Genomic DNA, 11653 nt, shown 5'->3' with positions numbered 1-11653 from the left:
CGATGGAGTAATAGCCATTAAAACGCTGTTTACCAAAGGCCCGGCTGTCAGTTTGCGATTCATTCTATTGGGGCTGACGGCGGTCGTACTCGTGTTACTGAGCTTATTTACCGATGTGTTAGACAAGCCCAGAAGCCAGTTGGCCGATTTTGCTAAGCCTTTGTATCAGGTGGCTGACTGGCCTCGCAGAATCAATGAGTGGCGCCAGCAGACTTTTGTTTCTCACGGCGATCTCCTGCAAGAAAATCAACGTTTGCAAACCGAGTTGTTAATCCATCAGCGCAAGCTGCAACAGCTCGCCTCCCTTTCGGCGGAAAATGTCCGCTTGCGCCAGTTACTCAACGCTACCGAGCTGCTTGAGGATGACGTTCTGGTGGCAGAACTGATTGGGGTATCCCCCAATCCACTGAGTCATACGCTTATCTTAAATAGAGGGGCACATGACGGGGTCTTCACCGGTCAGCCGGTATTAGATGCGAAAGGGTTGTTGGGGCAGGTGACTGAGGCAAGTCCCAACAGTGCGCGAGTTCTGTTGTTAACCGATCCATCGCACGCACTGCCGGTGCAAGTCAATCGCAATGGTGTTCGCTCCATCGCAGAGGGAACTGGCGACTTGGGAGTGTTGAGGTTGCGGCACGTATCCAATACTACCGATATTCAGGAAGGTGATTTGCTCGTGAGTTCTGGTCTGGGCCAGCGGTTTCCAGCCGGTTATCCAGTAGCGATTGTCAATCGTGTGAATCGCGACCCGGGGCAACCCTTTGCCGATATTTATGCCAAGCCGATGGCACAGATGGATCGAGCTCGCAATGTGTTGTTGGTGTTTGATTCCGCTCAGACGGAGCGCTAGCAATGATGGTGCGCGATAGGCTGCCAACGTATGCGTTAATCGCTCTGTCTGTATTGATCGCTTTTTTGTTGGATATATATCCGTTGGCGTTTGAGCATCGTCTGCTGCGCCCGCAATTTGTTTTGCTGGTTGCCATCTACTGGGTGTTCGTACTTCCTCAAAGTACGTCAATTACTCTGCTGTTTGGATTAGGGGTGTTACAGGACGTTGTTGTTGGGGCAGCACTCGGCCAGCATGCTCTTGTACTCATTGTGGTGTCTTATCTGTGCTTGAGGTCCTGCCGACGGGTGCGTCATTTTGCGCGATGGCAGGAGGCTCTATGGGTGCTGTGCTTAGTGGCGGTTGGTCAAGCGATTTCTTTCTGGGTGCAATCATTGGCTGGGCGCGAAATGTCCGGGGCGCAATTTTTATTTCCGGCAATTGCCAGCGCCAGCGTCTGGCCGCTGCTGTCGCTGACTCTTGATTTAGTGCGACGCGGCTATCGCATAGCCAGACAAATATAGGGCCAATTATGTCCACTGCCGATTCTCTACCGCATTTGTACCTGGCCTCGGGCTCGCCCAGACGTCGGGCGCTATTGACCCAAATCGGCGTCGAGTTTTCCCCTCTCGATATTGATGTGGCTGAAGTTCGCCAGCCCAATGAAGCACCAGAAGAATATGTACAGCGCCTGGCCTTGGACAAAGCGCGAGCGGGTATGGCGCTTTTGCGCGGTAAGCGGGCTGTTGTCTTAGGGGCCGATACTCTTGGTGTGCTCGCTGGTGATGTGCTGGAAAAGCCGCAGAATCAGGCTCATGCCGCGCAAATGTTGGCGGCGATGTCGGGAACAGAGCATACCGTCCTCAGTGCGGTTGCGGTGGTAGACGGGTATCGAGAACGGCTGGAGTTAGTGCAAACTTACGTGAAGTTTAGGTCTATCAGCGATACTGAGATAGCGCGCTACTGGCAAACGGGGGAACCTAAGGACAAGGCCGGTGGTTATGCTATTCAAGGGCTGGGTGCAGTATTTGTCGAGTCAATCGCGGGCAGCTACTCTGCGGTGGTCGGGTTGCCTTTAGAGGCTACTCAGCGTTTATTGGCAGCATACAATATTCCTGTGTGGGCTAGTGCTGTACTTGATCGTAACAGGGGTGAGTCGTGAGCGAAGAAATACTGATAAACGTATCGCCTGTAGAAACCCGGGTGGCCTTGGTGGAAAATGGTGTTCTGCAAGAGTTACACGTAGAACGTATCCACAATAAAGGCTTTGTCGGGAATATTTACAAAGGTAAAGTGGTGCGAGTACTGCCGGGGATGCAAGCCGCATTCGTAGATATTGGCCTGGAGCGAACAGGCTTTATCCATGCCCAGGAGTTGATGCCCGAGTCTGATGACGGTGAAAGGCGCGGTACCCTGCCCGATGTCCGTACTTTGGTGCGCGAGGGGCAGTCAATACTGGTGCAAGTCAGCAAAGATCCAATTGGTACTAAAGGTGCTCGTTTAACCACTCATATAACGCTTTCCTCACGCTATTTAGTTTACATGCCCAACAGCAGGCACATAGGCGTGTCAGTGCGCATAGATGACGAGGCGGAGCGAGAGCGCTTGAGGCGCGCAGTAGAGGTGGCAGTCAAAAAAGGGGCCGGCGAAGGTGGTTTTATTGTTCGCACGGTTGCGGAAGGCGTCGACTCTGACACGGTTGCCGCAGATATACCCTTTTTGCAAAAGCATTGGCAGGGACTGGAATCTAAAGCAAAGTCGTTGGGTGTTCCCTCTGTAGTGCACGAGGATATGCCTTTGGCAATGCGTACGATGCGAGACCTTGCGCGCCGACCTATTGAAAAAATCCGAGTAGATTCCCGCCAAACATGGTCGCAAATGCGTGAATTCGCCAATGAGTACTGCCCTCAATTGATTGCTAGCATTGAGTGTTACCAAGGCGAAAGACCGCTAATGGATTTGTACGGTATCGAGGATGAGATTAGCCGGGCGCTGAATACTCACGTTCCCTTAAAATCCAGTGGTTATTTAATTGTCGAGCAGACTGAGGCGATGACCACAATTGATGTCAATACTGGCGCATTTGTCGGGCGTCGCAACCTGGAAGAGACAATTTTCAAGACGAATATGGAGGCGGCCGGCGCCATTGCCCGTCAACTTCGTGTTAGAAATATTGGCGGTATAATTGTCCTCGATTTTATCGATATGCAAGACTCTGAGCATCAGCGTCAGGTAATACGGGCGCTTGAGAAAGTGCTGGAAAAAGACCATGCGAAAACCAAAATAACGGGTGTTTCAGAGCTTGGCTTGGTTGAAATGACACGCAAACGAACACGCGAATCTTTGGGGCAAATGCTTTGTGAAACTTGTCCTGTGTGTAAGGGGCGCGGTGAGCTGAAATCGGCAGAAACGATTTGTTATGAAATTTTTCGTGAAATATTGCGCGAAGCCAGGGCGTACGAAAATGACAAGTTTTTGGTGATGGCTGCCTCTAATGTGGTCGATCGGTTACTTGATGAAGATGCTGCGTATGTGGCAGATCTAGAGGCATTTATCGATAGAACCATTGAGTTTCAGGTAGAGCCTCTGTTCAATCAGGAACAGTATGACATTGTCTTGGTTTAACGATGTTGATAGTGCAGCTTTAGCGGTGGTCGAGGTCTGGGTATGCTTCGCACACTGAGGTTTGTTCTGCGTAAATTTTACTTTCTGCTGGCGATCGTAGTAATCGTACTGGCGGTTGTTGTTCAGCTTGGCCGCAATTTCTCCTATTTGGTGTCGGACTATCAGCAAGACATCGCCAGCTTGCTCTCCGAGCAAACCAACACTCTAGTTAGCCTGGATCATATTTCTGCGCATTGGGATGGACTGCAGCCGACTCTTATTGCGACGGGGGTAAGTGTTGAGGGGCGTCCGGGCGTAGTGCTTGCCAATCTCCAGCGAGTCGAGTTGCGTTTAGATTTGCTAGCGACGGTTCTCAATTTTCAGCCAGTGTGGAGCAATGTTGTATTCAGTGGCGGTACTATTACGATAAATCAAACGGAGGATGGCGGGTGGCATTTGCAAGGGGTGCCCAAAAACACTGCCAGTGGACTGGCGCAAGGAGATGAAAACAAACTGCTTAATATTCTGTTGGCCGCCAGAAGAATCAGTTTCGATAACACCCAGCTGAACTTTGCATTTCGCAGTGGCGATAGCATTACTCTGCTTTCGCCAAATGTGTTAATTGAAAATCGCAAAGAGTTTCATCGCCTCCTCGTGAATGTAGATGTGGAAGAAAATCAAAATGCTTTGTTCTTTTTGCTGGAGTCAATTGGCGATCCACGTGATATTGATTCTGAGGTTTCAGCTTATTTACAGTTGCGAGACTTTCCGTTAAGCGCGCCGGCGGATGTTTTGAGCGCACATATTGTTAGCGATCTGTTGGCTAAAGGCGAACTCAGTGGGCGGTTAGACGCAAGCGTCTGGTTGACACGTGAACAACGTAAAGGTGTTTTTGAGTTGGTAGGTGACCTTGCCTTGTCCGATGCAGGGTTGCCAATGGGTCTTGTAGACCTGACCTTGGAATCGGTGAGTGCTGACGTTTCAGGGCAGTTTGGGAGTGGGGGGTATTGGCAGTTAGGGGCCTCATCCGTATCAGTCTCCGCATTGCAGCACTCAGAAGATAATATGACAATGAGCCTGTCACAAGCTGGAGCTGAAAACCCGCTGTTGCTGCAGATGGGCGCAGTTAACCTTGAGTGGCTCAATAGCATGTTGCTTGATGGAGGTTTTTTACACCCCGACGGGCAGCTGGAATATTTATTTGAATCTTTAGATGCTCGCGGAGAATTGCGCGACTTAGCGTTGGTTCTGCCAACGAAACAGCCTGATCTTTGGCAGCTATCTACTTATATTGATCAAGTGAATGTTGGTCCCTGGAATGGCGCCCCCGGAGCATCAGGAGTTTCGGGCTTCGTGACGGCCAACGCTCGCCAAGGAGTGGTTCAGCTTGATGCTTATGACGATTTCTCGCTGGATTTTGATGGGGTCTATGATCACCCCATGTACTTTGATAGAGCCAAGGGACAGGTTAGTTGGTTATTGCGTCCTGACCACAATAAAGTAGATGTCTATTCGGGGCGGATCGACGCTGTGGACGGCCGCGAGAAGTTGCAGGGGCAGTTCCATCTCAGTTTGCCTTATCAGCGCAATACGGGTCCGATTCATCTCACTATATCGGCAACTGCACAAAATTTAGCCGCGATGCAATATCGAAAGTATCTACCCCAGGTTGTGCCAGAGTCCCTGCATGAGTATTTGGATCAGGGCATAGGTAATGATAATGCGGGTATTGCTAAATCTGCACAGTTTGTTTATCGCGGCATTCTAAATGAGCGTGGTAGCGCGGCGCATAACGTGGCACTCGATTTGGACGTTAGCGCTGCGTCGTTCGACTATCATGAAAACTGGCCGCAGGTGCATGACGTTACTGGGAGACTGGTTGTCGATAATAATGATGTTCACGCCCGTATAGAGACCGCTCGTATATACAATAGTGAAGTTGCCGATGCCAGAGTTACCCTGACCGGAAACCCCGATGACCGAGGTGCGATACTGGAGGTTTCGGGGCTGGTGGATGGCATTGCCAGCGACGGCTTGCGAGTACTGCGCCAAAGTGTATTGCGAAAGTTTGTGGGCGAGCAAATGGACACCTGGTTTTTGCATGGGGATTTACAAGCGGCCATTGATATTGCTGTGCCGCTTGTGGAGGGGGCAGAAGGGAGCCGTCACAGTGTTGTTCTGGATGTAAATGCATCAAGCTTTGATTTAGACAATCTTGCTCTGGAGCTGGACGATTTTTCCGGCAGGATCAGCTACGACGATAAAAATGGCATTCGGACCAGCGAGTTGCGGGGCGCTTTGTTTAACCGCCCGCTAGCGCTTAGCATACGCAGTGACAGTACAGATCCCAGTGCATTGACCATTGTCGAGGCGAAAGGTGAGGCAACGGCTGAGCAGATCGCGCACTGGGCAGAGCAGCCGGCGTTGTTGTTCGCTGAAGGTGAAATTCCATTTCAATTGACTGTGGAGCTGAACCACCAGTCCTCTGCTGCGGCTACTCAAGATGAGCGGCTGGCAGCGATTTCTGTGGAGGCAGATTTAAGTCGCTCGGTAATTAATCTGCCTGCGCCTTTGGGGAAAGCCAAAAATGCACAAGGGGCGATCATTGTAAATTACATTTTAGGCAGCGATACGTCGTTTGCTGATGTTCACTACCTGAATCGAGCCCGCGCCATGCTGCACTTAAATGAGCGAAATCATCAGCTCATTAGTGGAGCCGCAAGCCTTAATTCAGAGCCCCAGCTTCCGGTTCATCCAGGCCTTCATTTTAGCGGCGAACTGGAAACCTTGGATGTGGCTGCGTGGCGGCAAGCACTTAGACACTATCAAGAGTTTGTAGCGGGTATGCGGGCTGGTGATACTGACACTGGTGCCGAGGTAAGAGCGAGATCTCTTACCATCCCCATTTCAACCGATTTACTGATACAACATCAGCCTTTGGGCCCGGTGGCGTTGACCGATGTGCGTGTTAGAGCGCGGCAAATGGAAGACGGCTGGGATTTTTTAGTGAATAACAAAGCAATTACCGGAGAGCTGTTTTGGCCGGACAATCCTGCGGCGGCGCTGCAGGTGGCCATCGAACAGCTCGATATCCCTGCGCAGTTGATCAGTGGCGGCGAAGAGGGTAAATCATGGACATTAACAGGCACCGAGCTTTGGCCAAAGGCTCAGGTAAGCATTGACTCGTTGCGCTTTGGGGGTAGCGATTATGGTCAATGGTCTTTCAATTTTAGGCCGGATGCGCAGGCGCTTAATTTTGAGAATATTTTGGGTAATGTTCGCGGTATTGACGTTGAAGGTATTGGCGAATCAGGTGCTAGTCTGATTTGGAGCCTGAGCAATCAACCAATCACAGAGTTCGCTGCGCAGCTGCGTGTGCCCAGTATGGCGCATACTCTGGAGTCTTGGGGGGCACCTCCAAGCCTGGAGAGTGAAAATTCTCGCTATCTGATGAACTTAAGTTGGATCGGTAGCCCTGCTGATGTCAGTTTGGAAAAATTGAACGGACGATTGCAGATTGAGTTCGGTCAGGGGCGATATTTTCGCTCCAATACCGGTGCCAGTGATGGTTTACTTAAATTTTTAGGCTTGTTTAACTTTGACTCTTTGGCTCGCCGCGCCCGGCTCGATTTCTCTGACTTGTATAAGAGTGGTTTAGCCTTCGACAGTATTTCCGGAGCCGTGGAATTTGCTGAGGGAAAGCTTACTATCGCTGATGCCATGCGGCTGCAGAGTCCGTCCAGTCGAATGGAGTTAACGGGTACACTCAACCTAAAGGCCCAAACGCTGGATACGCGGCTAGTGGCCACCCTGCCGATGACGGGAAACCTCACGGTGATCGCAGCATTGGCCGCTGGGTTGCCGGCCGCAGCGGGTGTGTTTGTAATTAGTAAGCTTTTTGAAGAGCAGATGAATAAAATGACCAGCGTGCGTTACGCCATAACCGGTGACTGGGATGACCCCGTAACCGAATTCATAGGTGTGGCGGATGACGAATAACGTCTAGCAGGCTGTTGAAAACTCCCATGCATGCTCAGCGTAGCCTGATAGTGGGTGCCGCGAGTTTATTGGCTGGCCAGGACTACATCACGCAAGTATCGGAATAGTTTCCGGGCGTGGGTGGGCGCTTTATCTATATTCTTTTCCTTCTGCGCCACTCTCATTAGTTGACGTAAATGTTGAATATCGACACTTGGATATTTATCGATAAACTGCTGCAGAGCATTTTGATCGCCTGCCATCAATTGATCTCGCCAGCTTTCCACTTGGTGCTGTAGGTGAATATTAAGCGAGTGCCTGGCGTTGAGCGATTCTAGCTGTTGGGCAATATGTTCACTGTCTACCTTGCGCATTACCTTACCGATGAACTGCAAGTGGCGACGCTTTGCCTCGCGCTGGCGGATTCTGTGCATTTCTTGAACTGCGCTCAGCACTTCTTCCGGTAAATCTAAACTCAGGAGGTGTCCTTCGCTCAGTTCTGTGAGTTGTTTGCCAAGTTCCTGTAGTGCGTGCATTTCACGTTTGAGTTGGCTTTTGCTGGGCGGTTCGTTTTCAATGTCAAAGTCTTCATCGTAAGTGTTCATGGGGTGTCTTCGTCCAGTTCTTCAAAGCCTGCTTCAATGAGTTTGCACACTGCTTCCAGAGCCATATTGGCATCTTTGCCTTCAGCGCAAACCTTTAGCTCAGTACCTATGCCAGCTGCTAGCATCATTAAAGCCATTACGCTGCTGCAGTCAGCTTTCTTTGCATTGTGGTTCAGCTCAATTTTACATGTGTAGTTTTTCGCCACGGCAGCCAATTTTGCAGCTGATCGAGCGTGCAAGCCTTTGCGGTTTACAATTGTTACGTCTCGGCTAGGCATGGATTAGGCTCTGCTATTTTTTGTCTAACTCTCTGTGACGCACCTGTACATTATCCAGTTGGTCGGAAAAGTGTTGTTGTAATTTTTCACACAAATATACTGAGCGATGTTGTCCGCCAGTGCAGCCAATGGAAATGGTAATGTAGCTGCGATTATTGGCCTGATAGTGCTGCCACCAGCGACCGAGAAAGCTCTCAATGTCGCCAAGCATGTCTTGCACTAAGGTTTCTCCATCAAGAAATTCTATAACCTCGATGTCCCGCCCAGTTTTGTTACGTAAGCCTTGCTCCCAGTGTGGATTGGGCAGACAGCGCGCATCAAAAACAATGTCGGCGTTGCTCGGAGGGCCGTGTTTAAAGCCGAACGATTCAAACAACACTGCCATCCCGCTGGAGTGAGGTTCAGCGATACGAGACTTAATCAGTTCGCGCAATTGATGAAGGTTTAGATCGGTTGTGTTGATAACCAGATCAGCTGTATCTCGCATCGGTTCAAGCAGCTGGTGCTCCGTTTCAATGGCTTCAGCCAAGTGACAGTGTTTGCCGCTAAGTGGGTGCTTTCGGCGCGTTTCGCTGAAGCGCTGCACAATCTTCTTAGTGTCTGCGTCAAGAAATATCACAGAGAAGGGCAGGTGAGCATCCCTGAGCGTGCTAATCATGCCGGGGAAAATATCAAGGTCTTGCCAGGCATCCCGAATATCGATGCCAATCGCAAAATTTTGATTTTCGGCGTCTTTATGAAGCTGAATTTGCGCGATCAGTGCAGGCAGTAGGCTAACCGGCAAGTTATCGATACAGTTGTAGCCCGCATCTTCAAGCGCGTTCAATGCGGTACTTTTACCCGAGCCGGATAAGCCACTGACAATAACCAAATGCATGAGGTCAGCCTGCCGGCGGTTGTGTAGCTGCGTCAAACAGCTCGAGCGGGCTGCGCGCCGCGCGTAGCGTCTGACGATAAGTGTCGTTGTTTAAGGCACCCGCTAACGCTGCCAGTGTTTGCAGATGCTCGTCATTGGATTCCTCTGGGACGAGCATAGCAAAAAGTACATCAACCGGCTCTCCATCCATCGCGTCGAAGTCGATTGGATCTTTGAGAGTAATTAACGCACCAAGCGTACAGTCGCAGCCGGGTATGCGGGAGTGTGGAATGGCAATGCCATGACCAATACCCGTTGAGCCCAGTTTCTCGCGCGCAATAAGTCGTCGAAACACGTCGTCGGCATCCAGCATAGGCTCACTTTCCGCGATAGTGTTGGCAAGAATTTCAAGGGCGCGTTTTTTGCTTACCCCTTCGATGTGACACAAGGTGCGTTCGGGAGACAAAATTTGAGCGATTTCCATGGGAGTTATCTGTGGCTTTTCAGCTTTTCTTTGTGTTTGATTAGCTGCCGGTCAAGTTTATCGGTCAGCGCGTCAATTGCAGTGTAGAGGTCTTCGGATTGAGCGTCAGCAAAAATATCCTTACCGCTTACGTGTATGCTGGCTTCGGCTTTTTGCACCAGCTTCTCAACGGTCAAAAATACGTTAATACTGGTGATTAAGTCGTTGTGGTGAGTTAATTTTTCAAATTTGCTTTTTACATAGCCGTCAATGGCTTCTGTGACGTCAATGTGGTGACCGCTGATGTTCACTTGCATGCAACTATCCTCCTGATTCTGGTGGCTATGTCCCACCACTCCGGTGGCGAGAATTCGTCACCGGAGCATAAACCGGTTGGTTCAGACGATACTTTTACGTTCATTTGATGGTGGTATATGCAATGACTCTCGGTATTTAGCAATGGTTCTTCTTGCCACACGAATGCCTTGCTCGGCCAACATCTCTGTTATCTTGCTGTCACTAAGTGGCTTTTTCGGGTTCTCAGCCGCTACCAGCTTCTTAATAATAGCGCGGATAGCCGTAGAGGAACACTCACCGCCAGAATCGGTGCTGACGTGCGAGGAAAAGAAATACTTTAACTCAAAAATGCCCTGGGGAGTGTGCATATACTTCTGTGTTGTAACCCGCGAGATAGTCGACTCGTGCATTTCCACCAGCTCGGCAATATCGTGCAGTACCAGGGGCTTCATCGCCTCAGCGCCGTAGTCGAGAAAGCCGCGCTGCTTTTCAACGATACAAGTTGCCACTTTCAGCAATGTTTCATTGCGACTTTGCAGGCTTTTCAAAAACCAGCGAGCTTCCTGCAAGTTGTTTTTCAGATATGTATTTTCGCTGCTGGAGTCGGCTCGCTTCACCAGAGAAGCATAGTCTGAATTAATTCGAAGTCGGGGGGCAATGTCTGGGTTGAGCTCGACGGTCCATCGCCCTTCGCGTTTTTCCACAAAAACATCGGGAACAACATACTCGGTTTCTTGTGTGTCGATAACGTCGCCCGGGTGGGGGTTTAGCGTTTTGATGAGCGCAATAGCTTGGGCTAGTTCGGGCTCCTTCAGGCGAGTTTTGCGCATTAACTGTCGGTAATCGCGACTGCCAAGTAGCGGTAGGTACTGCTGGATAATTTGGCGCGCCGCATCGATAAAGGGCGTGTCTTTATCAAACTGCGCGAGTTGCACAACTAAACATTGCTCCAGATTCTCGCTGCAGACTCCGCAAGGGTCAAACTGCTGAAGGCGGTGTTGTACTGCCTCAACTTCGTCGAGCTCTAGCTCTTCCAAATTCGGGGCTAAGCCTTCAAAAATTTCTTCGATCGTGGTGCTCAGTAGGCCGCTTGGCTCTACCGCATCGAGAACGGCCATGGCGATAATTTCGTCGCGCTCTGACATTGGGGTTAAATTCAGCTGCCACATCAGATGGTCATAGAGCGTCTCAGTGCTGCCCCGGCGACTTTCGAAGTCGCTGTCGTCGCCCTCGTAATTACTGGCGGGAAGGGTCGGGCCAGAGCTTTCGTAAACATCGTCCCAGCTGGTATCGACGGGTAGATCCTGAGGGATTTCATCATTCCAGTCCCCCTCTGCAGTACTTTCAGACTCGGATTCGGTGGCCTTGGCCGATTCTTGCGCCTGGGCATTTTCCTCTCTGCTGCTGGCCTCTTGCTCGCTGGTTTTTTCGGTGTCGCCGGCGCTTTCACCGACCTCTTCCGTTTCCAGCATGGGGTTGGAGTCAAGCGCTTCTTGAATCTCCTGCTGGAGATCCAAGGTCGACAGCTGCAGCAAGCGTATGGCCTGTTGCAGTTGCGGTGTCATTGTTAGCTGTTGACCCAGCTTTAGTTGTAACGATTGTTTCATGGCGTTGTAGTTTTACGATCTTGCAGACTATGTGCTGAGTTTAGTCAGCAAGTCGTTGCCAAGCAATAGTTCTAAGCAATCTTTGTGCCTGACGAAGGGAAATACCTGAATGTCAAGTAGATTAAGCGATGAGTGG

11 protein-coding genes are annotated in these 11653 nt (G+C 50.5%); 5 read left to right on the top strand and 6 right to left on the bottom strand.

The window, feature by feature from the left end; all coding sequences use genetic code 11:
- Window positions 1-10 precede the first annotated feature (10 nt).
- From mreC to QWI17_RS21110, 5 genes are read left to right on the top strand one after another with little or no spacing between them, the layout of a single operon-like run.
- Window positions 11-850 carry a rod shape-determining protein MreC gene (gene mreC, locus QWI17_RS21130; RefSeq protein WP_370659576.1) on the top strand — a complete coding sequence of 280 codons (840 nt, stop codon included), beginning with the start codon at window positions 11-13 and terminating at the stop codon, window positions 848-850.
- 2 nt (window positions 851-852) lie between these two features.
- Complete coding sequence (gene mreD / locus QWI17_RS21125; RefSeq protein ID WP_302724507.1) at window positions 853-1353, top strand: rod shape-determining protein MreD; 501 nt, start codon at window positions 853-855, stop codon at window positions 1351-1353.
- Window positions 1354-1361: 8 nt separating this feature from the next.
- Window positions 1362-1991 carry a Maf family protein gene (locus tag QWI17_RS21120; RefSeq protein WP_302724506.1) on the top strand — a complete coding sequence of 210 codons (630 nt, stop codon included), beginning with the start codon at window positions 1362-1364 and terminating at the stop codon, window positions 1989-1991.
- Window positions 1988-3454: a ribonuclease G gene (rng, locus tag QWI17_RS21115; RefSeq protein ID WP_302724505.1), complete on the top strand. Its 1467-nt coding sequence runs from the start codon at window positions 1988-1990 to the stop codon at window positions 3452-3454. The genes QWI17_RS21120 and rng overlap by 4 nt, the downstream gene beginning before the upstream one ends.
- 42 nt (window positions 3455-3496) lie before the next feature.
- Window positions 3497-7432: a YhdP family phospholipid transporter gene (locus tag QWI17_RS21110; RefSeq protein WP_302724504.1), complete on the top strand. Its 3936-nt coding sequence runs from the start codon at window positions 3497-3499 to the stop codon at window positions 7430-7432.
- Between the two features lie 65 nt (window positions 7433-7497).
- On the opposite strand, the gene yjgA is transcribed toward QWI17_RS21110, so the two are convergent.
- The 6 genes from yjgA to QWI17_RS21080 form a co-directional block, all read right to left on the bottom strand.
- Window positions 7498-8016, bottom strand: a complete 519-nt coding sequence (gene yjgA / locus QWI17_RS21105) for a ribosome biogenesis factor YjgA (protein ID WP_302724503.1) — start codon at window positions 8014-8016, stop codon at window positions 7498-7500.
- Window positions 8013-8294, bottom strand: coding sequence for an HPr family phosphocarrier protein (locus tag QWI17_RS21100; protein ID WP_302724502.1), 282 nt, complete (start codon window positions 8292-8294; stop codon window positions 8013-8015). The genes yjgA and QWI17_RS21100 overlap by 4 nt, the downstream gene beginning before the upstream one ends.
- A 13-nt stretch (window positions 8295-8307) precedes the next feature.
- Window positions 8308-9171, bottom strand: coding sequence for an RNase adapter RapZ (rapZ, locus tag QWI17_RS21095; protein WP_302724501.1), 864 nt, complete (start codon window positions 9169-9171; stop codon window positions 8308-8310).
- 4 nt (window positions 9172-9175) lie between these two features.
- Window positions 9176-9634 carry a PTS sugar transporter subunit IIA gene (locus tag QWI17_RS21090; protein WP_302724500.1) on the bottom strand — a complete coding sequence of 153 codons (459 nt, stop codon included), beginning with the start codon at window positions 9632-9634 and terminating at the stop codon, window positions 9176-9178.
- A gap of 5 nt (window positions 9635-9639) precedes the next feature.
- Complete coding sequence (gene hpf / locus QWI17_RS21085) at window positions 9640-9930, bottom strand: ribosome hibernation-promoting factor, HPF/YfiA family (protein ID WP_302724499.1); 291 nt, start codon at window positions 9928-9930, stop codon at window positions 9640-9642.
- Between the two features lie 81 nt (window positions 9931-10011).
- The gene (locus QWI17_RS21080) at window positions 10012-11517 is read right to left on the bottom strand and encodes an RNA polymerase factor sigma-54 (protein ID WP_302724498.1); all 1506 of its coding nucleotides are present in this window, start codon (window positions 11515-11517) and stop codon (window positions 10012-10014) included.
- Window positions 11518-11653: the final 136 nt, after the last annotated feature.

The sequence above is a fragment of the Gilvimarinus gilvus genome (genome assembly GCF_030518155.1).
In the GTDB taxonomy this organism is placed as follows: Bacteria; Pseudomonadota; Gammaproteobacteria; order Pseudomonadales; family Cellvibrionaceae; genus Gilvimarinus; species Gilvimarinus gilvus.
Note: the sequence above shows the minus strand (reverse complement) of the source record. Positions and strands in the feature narration are given on the sequence as shown.